At 62.9% G+C, this 17,959-nt stretch carries 18 protein-coding genes; 6 read left to right on the forward strand and 12 right to left on the reverse strand.

Annotation, left to right across the window (positions count from 1 at the left end; genetic code table 11):
- Positions 1 to 4: 4 nt before the first annotated feature.
- The 5 genes from truB to rimP form a co-directional block, all read right to left on the reverse strand.
- Positions 5 to 946 (reverse strand): tRNA pseudouridine(55) synthase TruB, encoded by a 942-nt coding sequence (truB, locus tag NCT04_RS08780; protein ID WP_250465036.1) that lies wholly within the window; start codon positions 944 to 946, stop codon positions 5 to 7.
- 3 nt (positions 947 to 949) lie between these two features.
- Positions 950 to 1,327, reverse strand: a complete 378-nt coding sequence (rbfA, locus tag NCT04_RS08785) for a 30S ribosome-binding factor RbfA (RefSeq protein WP_244825403.1) — start codon at positions 1,325 to 1,327, stop codon at positions 950 to 952.
- 107 nt (positions 1,328 to 1,434) lie between these two features.
- Positions 1,435 to 4,425, reverse strand: a complete 2,991-nt coding sequence (gene infB, locus NCT04_RS08790) for a translation initiation factor IF-2 (protein WP_250465038.1) — start codon at positions 4,423 to 4,425, stop codon at positions 1,435 to 1,437.
- Between the two features lie 93 nt (positions 4,426 to 4,518).
- Positions 4,519 to 5,994, reverse strand: coding sequence for a transcription termination factor NusA (gene nusA / locus NCT04_RS08795; protein WP_244825405.1), 1,476 nt, complete (start codon positions 5,992 to 5,994; stop codon positions 4,519 to 4,521).
- Positions 5,991 to 6,449, reverse strand: a complete 459-nt coding sequence (rimP, locus tag NCT04_RS08800; protein ID WP_250465040.1) for a ribosome maturation factor RimP — start codon at positions 6,447 to 6,449, stop codon at positions 5,991 to 5,993. Before rimP ends, nusA begins: the two co-directional genes overlap by 4 nt.
- Here rimP and NCT04_RS08805 point away from each other — a divergent pair.
- A complete protein-coding gene (locus tag NCT04_RS08805; RefSeq protein WP_250465042.1) occupies positions 6,444 to 6,788 on the forward strand; it encodes a hypothetical protein in 345 nt (114 codons plus the stop codon). The two genes, rimP and NCT04_RS08805, sit on opposite strands and share 6 nt — an antisense overlap.
- A gap of 17 nt (positions 6,789 to 6,805) precedes the next feature.
- Here the strand turns inward: NCT04_RS08805 and rluB are convergent, their stop codons facing one another.
- The 4 genes from rluB to NCT04_RS08825 form a co-directional block, all read right to left on the reverse strand.
- Complete coding sequence (gene rluB, locus NCT04_RS08810) at positions 6,806 to 8,707, reverse strand: 23S rRNA pseudouridine(2605) synthase RluB (protein WP_250465044.1); 1,902 nt, start codon at positions 8,705 to 8,707, stop codon at positions 6,806 to 6,808.
- A gap of 129 nt (positions 8,708 to 8,836) precedes the next feature.
- A complete protein-coding gene (scpB, locus tag NCT04_RS08815) occupies positions 8,837 to 9,820 on the reverse strand; it encodes an SMC-Scp complex subunit ScpB (protein ID WP_250465046.1) in 984 nt (327 codons plus the stop codon).
- Between the two features lie 372 nt (positions 9,821 to 10,192).
- The gene (locus tag NCT04_RS08820; RefSeq protein WP_250465048.1) at positions 10,193 to 11,440 is read right to left on the reverse strand and encodes a pyridoxal phosphate-dependent aminotransferase; all 1,248 of its coding nucleotides are present in this window, start codon (positions 11,438 to 11,440) and stop codon (positions 10,193 to 10,195) included.
- A gap of 66 nt (positions 11,441 to 11,506) precedes the next feature.
- The gene (locus NCT04_RS08825) at positions 11,507 to 12,409 is read right to left on the reverse strand and encodes a LysR family transcriptional regulator (RefSeq protein ID WP_250465070.1); all 903 of its coding nucleotides are present in this window, start codon (positions 12,407 to 12,409) and stop codon (positions 11,507 to 11,509) included.
- A 422-nt stretch (positions 12,410 to 12,831) separates the two neighbouring features.
- On the opposite strand from NCT04_RS08825, the gene NCT04_RS08830 reads away from it, so the two are divergent.
- Both NCT04_RS08830 and NCT04_RS08835 read left to right on the forward strand, forming a co-directional pair.
- Complete coding sequence (locus tag NCT04_RS08830) at positions 12,832 to 13,233, forward strand: transposase (protein ID WP_050454634.1); 402 nt, start codon at positions 12,832 to 12,834, stop codon at positions 13,231 to 13,233.
- A 308-nt stretch (positions 13,234 to 13,541) separates the two neighbouring features.
- On the forward strand, positions 13,542 to 13,796 hold the full coding sequence (locus NCT04_RS08835; RefSeq protein WP_250465050.1) for a hypothetical protein: 255 nt from the start codon (positions 13,542 to 13,544) through the stop codon (positions 13,794 to 13,796).
- A 183-nt stretch (positions 13,797 to 13,979) separates the two neighbouring features.
- On the opposite strand, the gene NCT04_RS08840 is transcribed toward NCT04_RS08835, so the two are convergent.
- Positions 13,980 to 14,291 carry a hypothetical protein gene (locus NCT04_RS08840; RefSeq protein ID WP_244825411.1) on the reverse strand — a complete coding sequence of 104 codons (312 nt, stop codon included), beginning with the start codon at positions 14,289 to 14,291 and terminating at the stop codon, positions 13,980 to 13,982.
- Positions 14,292 to 14,699: 408 nt separating this feature from the next.
- Between NCT04_RS08840 and NCT04_RS08845 the strand changes: the two genes are divergently transcribed.
- Positions 14,700 to 15,287 (forward strand): YdcF family protein, encoded by a 588-nt coding sequence (locus NCT04_RS08845; protein WP_250465052.1) that lies wholly within the window; start codon positions 14,700 to 14,702, stop codon positions 15,285 to 15,287.
- 296 nt (positions 15,288 to 15,583) lie between these two features.
- Positions 15,584 to 15,832 (forward strand): hypothetical protein, encoded by a 249-nt coding sequence (locus NCT04_RS08850; RefSeq protein ID WP_250465054.1) that lies wholly within the window; start codon positions 15,584 to 15,586, stop codon positions 15,830 to 15,832.
- Between the two features lie 72 nt (positions 15,833 to 15,904).
- On the opposite strand, the gene NCT04_RS08855 is transcribed toward NCT04_RS08850, so the two are convergent.
- Positions 15,905 to 16,309: a gamma-glutamylcyclotransferase family protein gene (locus NCT04_RS08855; RefSeq protein ID WP_250465056.1), complete on the reverse strand. Its 405-nt coding sequence runs from the start codon at positions 16,307 to 16,309 to the stop codon at positions 15,905 to 15,907.
- Between the two features lie 103 nt (positions 16,310 to 16,412).
- Here NCT04_RS08855 and NCT04_RS08860 point away from each other — a divergent pair, with 103 nt between their 5' ends.
- Positions 16,413 to 17,255 (forward strand): AraC family transcriptional regulator, encoded by an 843-nt coding sequence (locus NCT04_RS08860; protein ID WP_244825415.1) that lies wholly within the window; start codon positions 16,413 to 16,415, stop codon positions 17,253 to 17,255.
- Here the strand turns inward: NCT04_RS08860 and NCT04_RS08865 are convergent.
- On the reverse strand, positions 17,252 to 17,734 hold the full coding sequence (locus NCT04_RS08865; protein WP_244825416.1) for a GNAT family N-acetyltransferase: 483 nt from the start codon (positions 17,732 to 17,734) through the stop codon (positions 17,252 to 17,254). The genes NCT04_RS08860 and NCT04_RS08865 overlap by 4 nt on opposite strands.
- Positions 17,735 to 17,959 lie beyond the last annotated feature (225 nt).

Genomic DNA, 17,959 nt, shown 5'->3' on the forward strand with positions numbered 1-17,959 from the left:
TCGCTCAGCCCGCCGTGACGATCAACCGTTCCGGCGCAAGCACGCCCTCGCCCGCTTTCGCCACGCCAAGCAGCCGTCCGCCTTCTTGCGTGTACACGCGCACGCGGCCCGCTTCGAGCATGTCCGTCGATACATCCGACAGCTTGAGGCGCTGGCCATGCAAAAAACGCCGGGTGGCATCGTCGTCCAGACGCACTTCCGGGAACGTCGATAGCAGCGCATCCACCGGCTGAAGCCACGCATCGCGCGCGATTTCGTCGATGTTCGCCAATGCATCGAGCGTCACCGCATGGTCGAGCGTCAACGCGCCCACGCCCGTCCGCCGCAACGCCGTCAGATGCGCGCCGCATCCCAACGTCTCGCCGATATCCTCAGCCAGGGTGCGTACATACGTGCCCTTGCTGCAGGTCACGCGAAACGTGACGAGCGGCAACGCACACGCGATCATCTCCAACGCGTGGATGGTGACGTTGCGCCCTTCGCGCTCCACGGTCTGTCCCGCGCGCGCGTATTCGTAGAGCGGCTTGCCGTCACGTTTGAGCGCGGAATACATCGGTGGAATTTGCACGATCTCGCCGAGAAAGCGCGTCATGGCATCTCGCACAGCCGCTTCGTCGCACGTCACCGCGCGCTCGTCGATGGCTTCGCCTTCCGCGTCGCCCGTCGTCGTGCGCATACCGAGGCGCATCGTCGCTTCGTAGGTCTTGTCGGCTTCGAGCAAATCCTGCGAAAACTTGGTTGCTTCACCGAAACAAAGCGGCAGCAAACCCGTCGCGAGGGGATCGAGCGTACCCGTGTGTCCCGCCTTCTTCGCGAGAAAAAGCCGCTTCGCCTTGATGAGCGCGTCGTTGCTGGACAAACCGAGCGGCTTGTCCAGCAGCAACACGCCATCTAGCGCGCGCCGGGCAATCTTCGGGCGCGGCGAGTCCTTCGTTGCACCGCTCATCGCTCAGGCGCCTTCTTCGTCGTCTTTGGCGCGCGAGGCGTTCGCTTCGTCGATCAGACGCGACATCTCCACGGCCTTCTCGATCGTCTGGTCGTAGTGAAAGTGCAGCGTCGGCACCGTATGAATGTGCAGGCGCTTGAACAATTGGTTATGCAGATGCCCGGCCGCGTGGTTCAACGCTTCCTCGGTTTCCTTCGGGTCGCCGGTGAGCGTCGTGAAATAGACCTTCGCGTGCGCGTAATCGGGCGTGAGTTCGACGCTCTGCATCGTCACCATGCCGATGCGCGGATCTTTCACCTCGCGCATCAGCTCGGAGAGATCGCGCTGAATCTGATCGGCGATCTGCACGTTGCGATTCGGGGAAGTACGTTTTTTAGCCATGATGTTTTCCGTATATTCGTCGCGCGCCGCACAAAAGAAAAAGGGCGGAGCGAGCCGCGCGGCCCGCTCCGCCCTCTCGCCTTGGCGGCTCGCTGCAAGTTACCGCTTTACAGCGTACGAGCCACTTCGGTCACTTCGAAGACTTCCAGTTGGTCGCCTTCGACGATGTCGTTGAAGTTCTTCATCGAGATACCGCACTCGAAGCCCTGACGCACTTCCTTGACGTCGTCCTTGAAACGCTTGAGCGAGTCGAGTTCGCCGGTGTGGATCACGACGTTGTTGCGAATCACGCGCACCGAAGAGGAACGCTTGACCACGCCGTCCGTGACCATACAACCTGCGATAAGGCCGATCTTCGGCACGCGGATGACCTGGCGCACCTCGACCATACCCGTAACCGTTTCGCGCTTCTCCGGCGAGAGCATGCCGGACATTGCCGCCTTCACTTCATCCACAGCGTCATAGATGATGTTGTAGTAGCGAATGTCGATGCCGTTGGATTCCGCCAGCTTGCGGGCTTGCGCATCCGCACGCGTGTTGAAGCCGATGATGACCGCCTTCGAAGCCGTCGCCAAATTGACGTCCGACTCGCTGATCGCGCCGACCGCGCTGTGCACGATTTGCACGCGCACTTCGTTGGTCGAAAGCTTTTGCAGCGATTGCACCAGCGCTTCCTGCGAACCCTGCACGTCGGCCTTGACGATGAGCGGCAGATTCTGCACTTCGCCTTCGCCCATTTGCTCCAGCATGTTCTCGAGCTTCGCGGCCTGTTGCTTGGCGAGCTTGACGTCGCGGAACTTGCCTTGACGGAACAGCGCGATTTCGCGCGCCTTGCGCTCGTCCGGCAGCACGATGACTTCTTCGCCCGCAGCCGGCACTTCCGACAGACCCTGAATTTCCACCGGGATCGACGGACCCGCCGTCTTGGTCGGCTTGCCGGTTTCGTCCAGCATGGCGCGAACGCGACCGTACGCGCTGCCCGCCAGAACCACGTCGCCGCGATTCAGCGTGCCCGACTGCACCAGGATGGTTGCGACCGGACCCTTGCCCTTGTCGAGCTTGGCTTCGATCACGAGACCCTTGGCCGGTGCGTCGATCGGTGCCTTCAGTTCCAGCACTTCAGCCTGCAGCGACACGTTTTCCAGTAGGTCGTCGATACCCTTGCCGGTTTTCGCCGACACTTCGATGAACGGGGAATCGCCGCCGTACTCTTCCGGCACCACGCCTTCCGCGACGAGTTCCTGCTTCACGCGGTCGGAATTGGCTTCCGGCTTGTCGATCTTGTTGATCGCCACGACGATAGGCACGCCACCCGCCTTCGCGTGGGCGATGGCTTCCTTCGTTTGCGGCATCACCCCGTCGTCGGCCGCGACCACCAGAATGACGATGTCGGTTGCCTTCGCACCGCGCGCACGCATGGCCGTGAAGGCCTCGTGACCCGGCGTGTCGAGGAAGGTGATGACGCCACGCGGCGTTTCGACGTGATATGCGCCGATATGCTGCGTGATGCCGCCCGCTTCGCCCGCCGCCACCTTGGCGCGACGGATGTAGTCCAGGAGCGAGGTCTTGCCGTGGTCAACGTGACCCATGACGGTGACGACCGGCGGACGCGGCAGACGCTCTGCCGTTTCTTCCGTGGTTTCGCCTTCGACCAGCAGCGCTTCCGGATCGTCCAGCTTCGCCGCGACCGCGCGATGGCCCAGTTCCTCGACGATGATCATCGCCGTTTCCTGATCCAGCACTTGGTTGATCGTGACCATCTGGCCGAGCTTCATCATGATCTTGATGACTTCGGACGCCTTCACCGCCATCTTGTGCGCGAGATCGGCCACCGAGATGGTTTCCGGCACGTGCACTTCACGGATGATCGGCTCGGTCGGCGCCTGGAACGTGGTCTGTTCCTGATGCTTGCCGCGACCTTTCGGGCCACCGCGCCAGCCGCGATCTACGCCGCCGCTCGTGTCGCCGCGCGTCTTGATGCCACGGCGCTTGGACGCGTCGTCCTGCCAGCCGCCCTTGCCGCCGGCCTTCTTCTTGTCGCCCAAGGGTGCGGTCGTGGCGGGTGCCGCCGTGCCGCCCGCTGCCGGCTTCTTCGCCACGGCAGGACGTGCCGCCGTCGCGCCTTCCGGACGCGCCGGCTTGTGCAGCGTGCCCTTCGCTTCCGCAGCCTTGGCTGCTTCGGCCGGCTTGGCGACCACGGGCGCCGGCTCCGGCGCCTTGACTTGCGCCTTGCGCGGCGTATTCATCATCTCGCGGATGGCGCGTGCCTCGGCTTCCGCTGCCGCGCGACGTTTCGCGATCTGTTCCTGTTCGACACGCGTTTTTTCAGCAGCGGCGCGCGCGGCGTCCTCCGCCTTCTTGGCGGCTTCGCGTTGCGCGGCGCGCTCGCTGGCAGCCTTCTCTTCGGCAGCCTTTTCGGCGGCTTCGCGTTGCGCGGTGTCGTCGACCTTCGGCTCGGGCTTCACTTCAGCCTTTGCATCGACCGTCGGCGGCGTGCGCGCTTCCTGACGCGCAGCCGATGCCGCGCGCGAGATTTCCGCTGCCTGCGCGGCAGCAGCCGCACGGCGCGCCGCTTCGTCTTCCTGACGACGACGCTCGGCTTCAGCCGCTTCCTCACGCTGACGACGCTCGCTTTCCTCGCGTTCGAGCTGAGCCTGACGCTCCTTCAGCTCGCGCTCTTCGCGCTCGAGCTGCTCGGCGGCGCGACGCGCTTCTTCCTCGCGGCGCTGCAATTCGGCTTCGTCGACTTCTTCCTCGACCGGAGCGGGCGCCTCGGCGGCTTGTTCCACGCCGGCCTCGTCGCGCTTCATGAATACACGCTTCTTGCGCACCTCGACCTGAATGGTGCGAGCTTTACCCGTTGCGTCAGATTGCTTGATCTCCGACGTATGCCGGCGGGTCAAAGTGATCTTGCGTTTGTCGGCGTCGGCGGAACCGTGCGACTTGCGCAAATGATCGAGCAGACGCGCCTTGTCCGTCTCGGACAGGTCGTCGTTCGCGCTTGCTTTCTGGACGCCAGCCGCCTGCAACTGCTCGAGCAGGACGCCCGCAGGCATTTTGAGTTCCGCGGCAAATTGGGCTACGTTGTTACTCGCCATTCATTCCTCTTGATGCAAGGACATATCCTTGCGGTTAGATCGGGGTCACGCGGCCAAACCGGCCGCCAAATATCAGTGCGCCATGGTCATTTCTCACTGGAACCAGTGTTCACGTGCTTTCATGATCAACGCCTTAGCGGCATCCTCTTCCACACCGGTCATTTCGACCAGTTCATCCACAGCCAGCTCCGCAAGTTCGTCGCGGGTCTGGATCTGGTGTTCAGCGAGCTTCGCGAGAAGCTCGTTGTCCATTCCTTCGAGACTCTTCAGATCGAGCGCGACGCCTTCGACCTTCTCTTCATTGGCGATCGCCATGGTCAGCAACGCGTCGCGCGAACGGTTACGCAGTTCGTGCACCGTGTCTTCGTCGAAGGCTTCGATCTCGAGCATTTCGTTGAGCGGCACGTACGCGATTTCTTCGAGGCTCGTAAAGCCTTCGTCGATCAGGATGTCGGCGACTTCCTCGTCCACATCCAGACGCGCCATGAACAGATCGCGCAACTTGCCACGTTCTTCGTTCTGCTTCAGCGCCGATTCGTCCGGCGTCATGATGTTGATCTGCCAGCCGGTGAGCTCGCTGGCGAGTCGAACGTTCTGGCCGCTTCGGCCGATGGCAACCGCGAGTTCGTTTTCGTCTACGACGACGTCCATCGAATGCTTTTCTTCATCCACGACAATCGACTGGACGGCTGCCGGCGCGAGAGCGCCGATCACGAACTGGGCGGGGTCTTCCGACCATAGCACGATGTCCACGTTCTCGCCACCAAGCTCGTTGCGTACGGCCTGCACGCGCGAACCGCGGATGCCGACGCAAGTGCCGATCGGGTCGATACGCTTGTCATAGGCGATCACCCCGATTTTCGCACGCACGCCAGGATCGCGCGCGGCCGCCTTGATCTCCAGCAGGCCTTGCTCGATTTCCGGCACTTCCAGCTCGAACAGTTTCATCAGAAACTCGGGCGCAGTGCGCGAAAGCTCGATTTGCGGGCCGCGCGCCGTGCGGTCGACCTTGGCGATGTACGCGCGCACACGGTCGCCCACCCGCAAGTTTTCCTTCGGAATCAATTGGTCACGGCGCAGCAGCGCTTCCACGCGACCGGATTCGACGATGAAATTTCCCTTGTCCAAACGCTTGACCGAGCCGGTCATGATCTTTTCGCCGCGCTCGAGGAAGTCGTTCAAGATTTGCTCGCGTTCGGCGTCGCGCACTTTCTGCAGGATGACCTGCTTCGCTGCCTGCGCGCCGATACGGCCGAACTCGATGGACGGAATCGGTTCTTCGATGAAGTCGTCCACCTGTGCGTCGGGCTGTTGCTCCTTCGCTTCGAACAGCAGGATTTCCTGATCCGGCTCTTGCAGGCCGGCCTCGTCCGGCACCACGCGCCAGCGGCGGAAGGTTTCGTGCTCGCCGCTTTCACGGTCGATCGCCACGCGAATGTCGACGTCTTCCTCGAACAGCTTTTTCGTTGCCGATGCAAGCGCAGCCTCCAGGGCTGCATACACCACGTCCTTGTTGACGTTCTTTTCGCGCGCCAGCGCATCCGCCAGCATCAAAACTTCGCGACTCATTGTTTGCGGCTCCTAAAGTCAACTTTGGGGACGAGACGTGCTTTGTCGAGGTCCGCGAGCGTGAAATCGAGCATCGCGGCGCCGTCCTTCCCTTCAAATTCCAAACCGATCGTGTCGCCGTCGGGGGCATGCAAAATGCCACGGTACGACTTGCGCCCGTCCAACGGCTTTTTCAATGTGATGACGACTTCGCTCCCCGCGAAGCGTTCGAAATCCGCCAGCTTCTTGAGCGGACGGTCGAGACCCGGCGACGAGACTTCGAGCCGGTCGTAATCGATATTCTCGACTTCGAGCACATACTGGAGCTGGCGTGTGACTTTCTCGCAGTCCTCGATGGCGATACCGCCCGGATGGTCGATATATATACGCAGCATGCCGCCTCCCGAACGCTCGAGATCGACAAGCTCGTAGCCTAAGCCCGAGACCGTGGTTTCAATCAGTTCCGTCAGTTGCACAGTCACTCCAAGGTGTTCGCGCGCTCCACGCCGACAACACCTGCGGGCATGCGCCATAAGCGGGCGCGCACCCTTCTTCCCCGAGATGCCGAACCGAAAAGCCAAAAAAAAATGGGCGCAACGCCCATCTTCTTCAACCGAGATCGCACTCAGGGCAGAGAGAAAAACTACGTGCCCAGCGACTTCATGATTTTAGCCATTTTTCGGGATAAACGCAAACGTAGACGGCCCGTTCAGGCTCGTTTCGTGCCGGAAGACAGACTTTTTGTCTTGCATTTGCAAAAAACGGTCGACGCCATGAAGAAGCCTGTCGACCGTTACTTGCGAATCCCGCAATGACGCGGATTCGACGACGGCTAGCGCCCGCGCGTCCGATTTCGCGGACCGCCGCGCGCCGGACCGCCCGGCTTGCCTTGTCCCGCGTTTTGCTGGCCGCCCGGACGATTGCCGCGCGGACCGTTGCCATTCGCGGCTCGCTTGGCCGGACCCGCCGCGCCCGGCGCACCACTTTGAGGACGCGCGCTGCGGGGACCGCCACGGCCGCCCGGTGCGCGATTGCCGTTAGCCTCGCCGCCGCCCGCGCGGTTGCCGTTAGCCTCGGCGCTGTTGCGTCGGCCTGTGCCATTGCCGCTCCGGTTGCCCGGGCCGCCGCCAAAACCAGCACCCGCGCCGCCCATGCCGAAGCCGCCCGACATGCCGCCCGCCGCGCCGCGCCGACCGCCGCCGTTGCGTCCCGGTGTTTGCGACTGCGCGATGCGCGCATGCGACATCAGCACCGGCTCACGCGTGATGATGCCCATCGACGTCTGCATCGGATCGGGCTGCACGCGCGGTGCGGAACTACGGCCACCCTTCTCTTCGGTCGGCAGCTTGAGACCCACCGCCGCGAGCAGGCTGCGCACCTGGTTATCTTCGAGCTCTTCCCAGCGGCCACGCTTGAGACCGCGCGGCAACGCGATCGGACCGTGACGCGTGCGGATCAGGCGGCTGACCATCAAGCCCGCGGCTTCGAACATGCGGCGCACTTCGCGATTGCGGCCTTCGGCCAGCGCGACGTGATACCAGTGATTCGTGCCTTCGCCGCCACCATCTTGAATGCGCAGGAAGTTCGCGGGACCGTCGTCGAGTTCGACGCCCTTCAAAAGCTTCTGCTTCATCCCTTCCGACAACTGGCCGACCACGCGCACCGCGTATTCGCGCTCGACGCTATAGCGCGGATGCATGAAGCGGTTCGCCAGATCGCCCGAGGTCGTGAGCAGCAGCAAGCCTTCGGTATTGAAGTCGAGGCGGCCGACCGCGAGCCACTTGGCGGTTTTCATCGACGGCAGCTTGTCGAACACGGACGCGCGGCCTTCCGGGTCGGCGTGACTGACGATTTCGCCTGTCGGCTTGTGATAGAGCAAGACGCGCGGCGGTTTGCTCGCCAGCTTGCGCTTGAGCGGCTTGCCGTTGATACGCACCTGATCGGTCGGCATGATGCGCTGGCCGATATGCGCCGGCTCGCCGTTCACCGATACACGGCCCGCGATGATCAATTCTTCCATGTCGCGCCGCGAACCCATGCCGGCATCTGCAAGAACCTTGTGCAGCTTGGGCGCGTCGTCGTCCGGTTCGAGCACGCGCTTTTGCTGGGGCGCGTTGCGGCCACGGCGGAGCATCGGCGCGCGCACGCCGCTCACGCCGTTGTCGGCGTCGAAGGCGGGGGACGTGACGTAGGCGAAAACGTCGTCGACATTGGCGGCTGCGGCGCGTTCGCCCGTTGCCGGTGCGGCTTCGGCACGCTTGCCGCGCGCTTGCTGCGGATTCTTGCGCCGGCCGCCTTCGCGCGGCGTGGCTTGAGGCGCGGCATCGGCGGCGACGGGCGCCTCGGTTGCATCGACCGGTTCGCTTGCACCGGCTTCCGCCAAATCACGGCGCGGATTCCTGCGGCCGCCCTTTGCCGCGGTGGCGCGCGGCGCGCGGCTGCCCGCTTCCTTGCGCGGCTTTGCGACCGGTTCCGCGACGACGCCATCCGGCGTTGCCTCGGTCGCGGTGTCGGGTGAACCCGGCGCGCCTTCGGCGCCCTTGGTCTTGGCGACAGCGCGGCGCCGCGCGATCAGACTGCGTGGCCCGCGGCGCAGGCCGCGGCGCGGACGATCGTCGCCTTCGCCATTCTCGTCGCTGCGCGTGCGTTCGCCGGCGTCGGCCGGTTCATGGGCGTCCGCGGCGTGCACGGGGCGCGCGGAATCAGGCGAATCGCTGTCGTGGGAATGTGTCAAAACAACCTCAAATGTCGAATCGCGCGTCTCGTGAGGCGCGTCAAAAATTTCCGCTGATCGGTTCGGCCGGTCGTCTCGAAATGATCATTTTGGCGAGCCGAAGCGGATCAGGGGCCATGCAAAATTGCGTCAGGCGCGGCGCGCCGTAGGTTCTTCGGAGTCGTCGTCATCCGAAGCGAAGTCGTTCAATGCACGCGTGTCCCGTTCATGGCCGTCTTGCGCGCCATCGGGCGGAGCGGGAACGGCTGAATCGTCGACTTCGTGCGCTTGCGTGCCGTCGGGATGCGCGTGCAGTTCAGGCGCGGCTCTCAGTGGCTGCGCGTGAATTGCGGCGTCCGGACCGGCATCGCGGGAGTCACTCGCGTCGGCGCTTTCGGGTGTTGCTTCAGGCTGTGCCGCGGTTACGTCCGCGGGCTGCACCGGCTCGGTGAGCGCGATGACGGACTCGGACACTTCATTCGGGTTGACTGGCGCACTTGCGGGATGTTCCCCGGCGGCAGTCGATTCATCCGCAATGCTGGCTGTGGGCGGTGTATCGCCGGCAACGCGATCCGGAAACTCGATCGAATGCTGCGACAACAACGACGCTTCCAGTTGCGCCGACGGATTATCCAGCGCGGGCAATTCATCGAGCGCGGTCAGCCCGAGGTCATCCAGAAACTGCTTCGTCGTGGCGTAGAGCGCCGGACGTCCGGGCACGTCGCGATGGCCGATCACTTCGATCCAGCTCCGATCCTCAAGCTGCTTTACCACTTGCGTGTTGACGGTCACGCCGCGAATCTCTTCGATATCGCCACGCGTTACTGGCTGCCGGTAAGCAATGATCGCAAGCGTTTCAAGCACGGCGCGCGAATACTTCGGCGGCTTTTCCGGATGCAAGCGGTCGAGATAAGTCCGCATCGCCGGCTTGCTCTGAAAGCGCCAGCCCGTTGCGAGCGCGACCAATTCGACGCCGCGGCCCGACCAGTCGGCCTGAAGGCCTTCGAGCAGCGTGCGAAGGGTGTCCGCCGATACGTCGTCGGCGAACAGCTTGCGCAATTCACTCAGTCGCAGCGGTTCCTGCGCGCAAATCAATGCAGTCTCGAGGACGATCTTCGCCTCTTGAGTATTCATGCAGCTTGGGTCAACCCTAAATGGTCAATGAGTGGTCAATGAACGGCCAATGATTCGATTCAAACCGGACTTGCGCAGGTTCGAACGCCACCGAAACGGTGCGGACGATAAAGCTGGACGCTGAGTTTCAAGACGCGCTCGCCCGATTTTGGTCGGTCATATTGACTGGGAGCACGCACCGGGGAGAGGCGATATCGGGCGTTCGATCGAGCGAAGCGCCGGGCCATCCAGCCGGACGAGGTGGCGCTTTCCTGGATGAAAGCGCATGACTGAGCGCCATATTACGCAAAAAGAACCGGTGCGTAAAGATGAATACGGGCGAACACGCAATCGGCGCGCTCCTTACTTCGCGCGCCGCCGAGATCCTCGACCTCAGACGCGCGTCGAAAGAAAGACGCGCAAACGCTCGACGCCCTTGTCGAGCCGCGCGGGATCGCACGCGTAGCACCAGCGCACGAAGCCTTCGCCCTCTTCACCAAACGCGCTGCCGGGCGCAAGCCCGAGACCGGCGTCGCGCACCAGCGACTTGCAAAGCTCGAGACTGCGCGACGCGCCGGGCAGCGAGAAGAACAGGTACATCGCACCGTCCGGCGCGCGCACGTCGACGCCGTCGATGGTCTGCAGCGCCTTGACCAGATGATCGCGACTCGCGTGCAGGTCCGCGACGAGCGATTGCGTGAAACGCTCGCCCTCCTCGACTGCGACGATGCCCGCCTGCTGCACGAACGACGGCGCACACGACGTGTTGTATTCCACGAGCTTGCCGAGGTCGTCCATGAGACGCTCGGGCGCGACGATCCAGCCGAGCCGCCAGCCCGTCATGAGCCAGGCCTTCGAAAACGAATTCACGGCGATCACGCGTTCATCGCGCGATGCGAGGTCGAGGAACGACGGCGCAACCTTGCCGTTTCCGCCGTAATACAGGCGCTCGTAGACTTCATCCGCGACGATCCAGATGCCGTGGCGGCGGCAATGCTCGAGAACGGTGCGCTGCTGATCGCGCGTCATCGTCCAGCCGGTCGGGTTGTTCGGCGAGTTGATCATCAGCATGCGCGTCGACGGCGTGAGCGCGGCGAGCAGCCGGTCGAGATCGAGCGTCCAGCCGTTTTCGCCGTAACCGAGCGAAACCGTTTCGACGCTCGCGCCGAGAATCTTCGGAATCTCGACGAGATTCGGCCACAACGGCGTCACCGCGACCACGCGATCGCCCGCGCCGACGACGAGTTGCGCCGCCAGCATCAGCGCGTTCACGCCAGCGCTCGTCACCGCGACGTGCGCGGCCGACGTATCGCCATGCAAGGCCGTGACGTAGCGCGCGAGCGCCTCGCGCAAAGACGCGACGCCCAGGTTATGGGTGTAGAACGTTGCGCCATCGGCGAGTGCGCGACTCGCGGCATCGCGAATGAACGGCGGCGTCACGCGATCCGATTCGCCGAACCAGAACGGCAGCACGTCCGGCACGCCGAAACCGGCATTCGCCACTTCGCGAATTTGCGACGGACGCAACGCCCGCACGGCATCGCGTGCGTTGGGCGCATGAGGCGCAGGCGGCGCACCGCTGTCGCGCGCGCCCGTCAATTCGCTCAGTTCTGCGCTCACCGCGCCTTCCGATTCACTCATTGCACGCCTCGTCGAATAAAGAACGCAGTCTAACGCTCCCGGCACATTTTCGAGACAAGCGGCCCGTCAGGTCAGTTGCTCGGCGCGCGGAGGCAGCGCGGCGATCAGCGACCAGACCGACTCCGCCGCCGGAGACAGCGAGCGGTCGCGCCTTCGTACGAGTTCCACGGTGCGCTCGGCGCGCGGTTCCAGCGGCAGCGCGATCAACGAGGAATTCGCGGGCAAAGGCAGCGCGAGCCAGGGCAACACGCTCACGCCGACACCCGCCTCGACCAGTCCGAACACCGTCGCCGGATGGCCGAGCTCTTGCACCACCTGCGCCTGAACGCCGTGCCGCTGCATGACGGCATCGATGATTGGCCGGCTTCCCGAAGCCTGATCGAGCATCACGAGCCGCTCTCCCGCGAGCGCTTCCCATGGCGCCGCAGACTCGTGCGCGAGCGGGTGATCGCGGCGTGCGACGAGACAAAACGAATCGGTCATCACGGGCTGGCCGTGAAGGGCGTCGTCGGCCAAAGGCCCGATCACGACGCCGAAATCCGCTTCGCCCGACTTGACCTGGCGGAGCACGTCGGATTGGACATCGTCTCGCAGAATCAATGTGACGAGCGGAAATTCTCGCAGACACGACGCAATCACGCGCGGCATCAGCCGGCACGCGACTGTGGGGCTCGCCGCGACGATCACCCGGCCGCGCTTTTGTTGCCCCAATTCGCGCACTTCGTGGAGCGCGGAGTCGAGGTCGGCAATCAGCCGGGACACCGTGCCGACGAGATTGACGCCGACATCCGTCAACTGCACTTCGCGCGTCGTCCGGTCGATGAGCTTCAGCCCGATTTCCCCTTCCAGCTCGCGCACGCATCGGCTGACCGCCGACTGCGTCAGGCCGATTTCATCGCCCGCGCGGCTGAAACTACGCAACCGCGACACCTCGATAAAGACGCGCAACTGGCGCAGCGTCACGTTCAGCGATCCGTTCATTCCCGACGTTCATCAATAAGCCCGTTTCATACGGATTATAGCGGCGGCAATCACGCGAATCCTCCGAACGTACGTTTCGCTGCGGTGCAGCATAATTGCGAAAACGCACGCTGGATGGGCTCTCTGCACAGGATTGGTGATTGTCCCGATTTCTTATCCGGCTCGTTTCGGGTCTGATACGGGCCATGCTGGCGTTGCGTCAGCCTACTGCCATGCGGGTTTCCCGGATTTTGCGACGCGCATGGCACGGTTCTCGCATTTCATTGCGCACAGAGGTCGGGCGACGTGGCATTCAGAAACAATCGTCTGCCGCACCGTTCCGACTCTCTCCTGGTAATTCGTTCATCGGATTCCGACCAGAGTGCGCGGCGCGGGGCAGCGCACCGGGGTTAGCTTCGCTGAGGTGAGATATGGTGCTGTTCGACGATTTGAGAGATAACGAGTGGGCGCTGGTTGAGGCTTTGTTCTGTTCCGAGCCAGCGCGCAGTGAGCGGCGCGGCCGTCCGCGCGTCGAAGCGCGTTCGGTGGTCAACGCCGTGCTGTGGGTGCTCTCGACGGGTGAAGGCTGGTCGAAGCTGCCCGGGCGTTATCCTTCGCCCCCTACTTGCCGCCGCCGTTTCGACGAATGGCAGGCGGACGGCACGCTTGCCGAAATCGTGAAGCGTTTGTCGAGCAATGGCCGCGAGGTCTCGCTGCGCGGACGCATTGGTTCGAGCGCAGCCAAGCCGCCCGCGCCGCCGAGCCGCGATCGCCTGCGCGGTGCATTCTGGACCAACCCGGAATCGTGGCGCGCCCCGGCCAAGATGGCCTGATCTAGCTGTTCCGCTCGAAGCAGGCTAATTTCTACACATTTCCTGTTTCGGCTCAGTTTCGCTTCATTCCCTGCACGCGGGCGTTCGGCCCGCGAGGCATCACCTTCCGCCGATGTTCGCCGCGCACGCCCTTCTTTGCGTGCCGGCCTTTCTCGCCGGTCATAGTATGGCTCGCCAAAAAAACTGGCGAGGCTCAGCTAAAACGGCGGAGAAACAACTCTTTACCATTGCTTACAGCGTGTTGGCTGCGCAAAGCATAGTTTGGTGAGTGGACTAACAGGCCCGGTTTGGGTTTGAGGGGACTCGCCATGAAGGTATCGATACTGCTCGCTTGCGGTGCGCTCGGCGCGCTGACGAGCGCGGCGGCATCTGGGCAAGCCCGGCCGCCGCCGGGGTCGGATTTGCATCTGAATACGAGAGCGGCCATGAGTGCACCGCAGGATATTGCCCGGACGCGCGATGTGACGCCGCCCGCTCCGCGTGGCGATCTGCGCGGCGATATCGCGAGCAATGTGCGCGCGCGTCCCGATTCCGAAAGGGAGAGCCAGGGACGGCATCATTGACGGATGCACGTTCGCGTAACAAAAAGTGTTGGGCCATTCCCGTGCGAAACGGGATTTTTTTTGCCCGCGCCGGTGTCAAGCCACAGGAAAGACCAGACGCCCGGAGATGCCCGGCGGACAAGACTGACGACGACGATCCCTCGGCCCGTCAGCCGATCAGTCTCAGCTCCAAGCACTCGCCGTTCAGGCTCTCGCCTCGACTACGACTTCCTGGCCGCCGAACGAATAAGGTTCGCTGCGTCTCAAGTCCCAGTCGATCGAACGTTCGTCGCGGCAAAGCCGGTTGAATTCGTTTTTCCCGCGCTCGGTTACAACAGCGATATCCACGGGTGCATGAAAACCCGGCGCTGGCGCAACGGTGCGCTGTCTCGTGAGTTCGAGCAGCCCGAGTGCGCGCAGAAGGTCGAAACCTTTGGGACGTTTTGCCCAGGGAACCTGACGATACTGCGCTCGGCGAAGTGCTTCGAGTACGGCTTCGTTAGAATACGTGGTCATCTCGTTCTGTCTTCCTGTGCAGCCATGACGACGCTCGTGACGGTCGCAAGACGGTCCGCGACGTCGACTAAACGCGGCGCGCCGAATTTCGCGTTGCCAAGCATGATCAGCTTGCTGGCGAATGTTTGGCCGCCGCTTGCGTTAGGTGCTGCTTTCTATTACAAGCCCCCGTTGAGAGCGCGCTAATCACGCGCTTTACTGCGACACCCGCCGATGCGTTCCCGAAGTCCGCGATGACGGAACGAATTGTCCTCAAACCAATACGTTACCCCAATCAAATTGGTTCTATTTACTTTATTGCTGCTTTTTTTTGCATTATTTGCGCTTTGGCGACGCCGCCGCGTCCAGATTGCCGTTCTCACCGTCATTTTGGCGTGGGCGTGCGGTAGCGGATGGTTCGCCGGGCCTTTGCTCAATCTGGCGCAACAGGGCTTTGATCAGACGATCACGCCGGACTTCGCACCCAAGACCGACATCGTTCTGATGGGCGGCGGAACGGACAGGGAAGGCACGGGGCTCATCCCGAAAGCGGATTCGATCCCGCGCATTGCGGCGGCGGCGAAGTTGTACCGGGAGTGCCGTGCGTCCGGTGCGTCGTGTCGATTGATCCTGAGCGGCGGCGACCCGCAAAACCACGGTCAGGCCGAAGCAGACAATTACGCGCCTTACGTGCTTGCGCAGGGCGTCGCGCCCGGCGATCTCATCCGCGAAAATCAAAGCCTCAACACTTATCAGAACGCGCGTAATGTCGCCGCCATTCTGGGTGATGCACATGACAGCGATTTGATCGTCATTACGTCGGCGTACCACATGCGACGCTCGCTGGCCGCGTTCGACGCATTCGGTTATCGTCCGCAGGCCTACGTTTCAGATGTGCGACATAACTCCGTCACACTGCTGCCCCGCATCCGCAGCTTCGAGAACAGCGAGCTTGCGGCGCACGAACTCGTGGGCATGGCGCGCTTCGAGGTGTATCGCTGGCTGCGTCTTTATTAAAGGCGCTGGCCGAATGCGTGAATCGATTGCGCGAGGTTTAGTCAGGACTAGCTAGCAACGAGCCGCACCTGTAAGATCGCGCACCGGCTTTTCGAGGGCCGGCCAGGAATCGTGATTCGACACGTCGTTGCCCGAATCGGGGTCTACGATGGGTACGGTCCGAAGCGCATTGCCGAAGACGTTCGGGTAGCGAAGCACCTCAGTGCGATGCGGGACTGGATTTTGCTCCGAACTATGCGGCAATACCCGGATCGGACAGGCGATTCCCGGATTCAACTGTCACCAGGAGGTTAAAAATGAAGAAAGTGTCCGTGGCTGTTCTGTTGTCGTTGAGCGCGATTGCATCGGTGGCCTATGCTCAAAGCGAGCAAGGCGTGACGATGAGCACCGATCCCGCGAAGATCGCGGACGTCGAATCGCGCGCACAAGCTCTGCAATCGTCGCAGCAAGACAGTATGCAAGGCATGCATTCGCAGCCTATGCATAAGTCGGGTAGTCATCACAAGAAGTCGCACGGCAAGTCGACGACTGGTTCGAGCCAGTAAGTTCGCTTCCGGCCGCACGGCTAGTTCTGCCGCGCTGCGCTCTGGTGCGTGAGCACTTCGGGCGCAGCGTAATCAGCGAACGAGCCAATCGCCGCTTGATATCTTCGGTAGTCCTGCAACTGATTGCGCCGAGACGGGGTACATCAGGCAATCGATGCGCGTTCTCGTGCCATCCAGTTCCACTTCGACATGCATCCGGTGCGAGCGAAACAGTCCTTCCACACCGGGATACACCTCTTCGATTTCATCGAGCACAGGCACAAGCGATTCTTCGATTCGAAAGATATCGCCACGAATCGGCGCACCGGTATCGTCATCGAGCACTAGTCCGGGATAAGCGCCGAAATCGAAAAGATGACCGCGCACGTGCGCCGCGCCCAGATACTCCGGTGTCGCCAGATCATGGCGCTCTGCCGCGCGATTGATATCATTGGCTTCGCCCGCGCGCAGGGTGCCGTACACAAAGACGTATTGCATCGGAGAATGCCGCTCCATTCGTGGCGTTGAACGATCCGCGCATTATGCCCCGCGAAAATACGCTGCCGGCGGGCCGTCCAAGCTTCCGCCCGAAAGGCGATCCATGACTACGTTCGTCGACACGAATCCAGCCAGCGAGAATGTCGAGCACCTCGACATTCCGGTCGAACATTCGCCGACCCGCGATCATCCGATCCGCGTGCGCTCGCGGCCCGTGCCGTATGGCGTGCGAATCGCGCTGCATACACATCCGTGGGCGCAGGTTGCGTACACGTCACGCGGCGTGCTGCGCGTGGCAACCGCCGATTCGACGTGGATGGTGCCGCCTTCCCGTGCGATCTGGGTGCCGCCGAACGTGACGCATGAAGTCGTGATCGTCGAGGACGCGTATCTACGCACCCTTTACGTCGATGCCAGCGTCGTGCCGCCCGGCCTCGGCGCGTGCCGCGTGGTGGAAGTGTCGCCGCTGCTGCGCGAAGTGATCGCCGCACTCGACGAAGACGCGATTTCCCGCCAGCGTGAGCGGCTGCTCGGCACGCTTGCGCTCGATGAAATCATTCGCTCGCAGCCACTTCCGCTTTCCGTGCCGATGCCCAATGACAAGCGCCTGCGCGCGCTCTGCGACGCCGTGCTGAGCGACCCGTCGCATTCGGATCTGGAACGATGGTCGTCGGAAGCCGGGGCGAGCACGCGCACCATCGCGCGGCTCTTCAGGCGCGAGCTCGGCGTGAGCTTTTCGCAATGGCGCCAGCAGGCCGTGCTCGCACGCGCCATTCCGCTTCTGAGCCAGGGACGACCGCTGGCGCAAGTCGCACGGGAATTGGGTTATCAAAGTCAGAGCGCGTTTTCGGCGATGTTTCGCCGCGCTTTCGGGCAAAGTCCTCGCGCGTTTTTTTCGCGTGATGCGGGAACGGGCCACGACGAACGCCCGATGGACGACGCCTAAACGCGGCGCACCATGTGCCGGATCGAACCGAGCAAGGCGAGTCGCGGTCCCGCCGGACGATAGCCCAGACGCACGTAGAGACGCGCGGCGGGGTTGTCGACGAATACGCGCAACTGGCATTCGGCGAGCCCTCGCGCACGCGCCCAGCGATGCGCCGTGTTCAGCAGGAAGGTGCCTGCGCCGCGTCCGCGAAAGCCCTGCGCGATCTGCACGTCACGAATATGCAGCGAGTCGTCTTCCTCCGTCACGCGCATGACACCAATAGGCACGCCGTCCGCCTGCAGGATGAAGTTCTCCGACTCGCGCCAGCTCGACAGAAACAGGTCGCCCCGCCACACGAGATTGTGACGACGATAGTAGCCGACCATGTTGTCGTGCGTGAGCGCTTCGGCGAAAGCGAAATCCGCCATCGACGCCTGGCGCAACTGGAACAGAGAGAGGTCTTCGGTCGGGTCGAGCATCGCACGCGGGACGGGCACGAGGAGGTGCCCTAAACACTATGACAGTGCGCGCCTGCTGGCAATCGACAAATCGATGTTTGCGCAGGATTCGGTGCGCGGGACCTGACGCAAGCGAAAAAACGAGCCCAAAAAAAATCCAGCCCGAAGGCTGGATTTTCTCAACTAGCTGGCGGAGCGGACGGGACTCGAACCCGCGACCCCCGGCGTGACAGGCCGGTATTCTAACCAACTGAACTACCGCTC

The sequence above is a fragment of the Caballeronia sp. GAFFF2 genome (assembly GCF_023631485.1).
Lineage (GTDB): Bacteria > Pseudomonadota > Gammaproteobacteria > Burkholderiales > Burkholderiaceae > Caballeronia.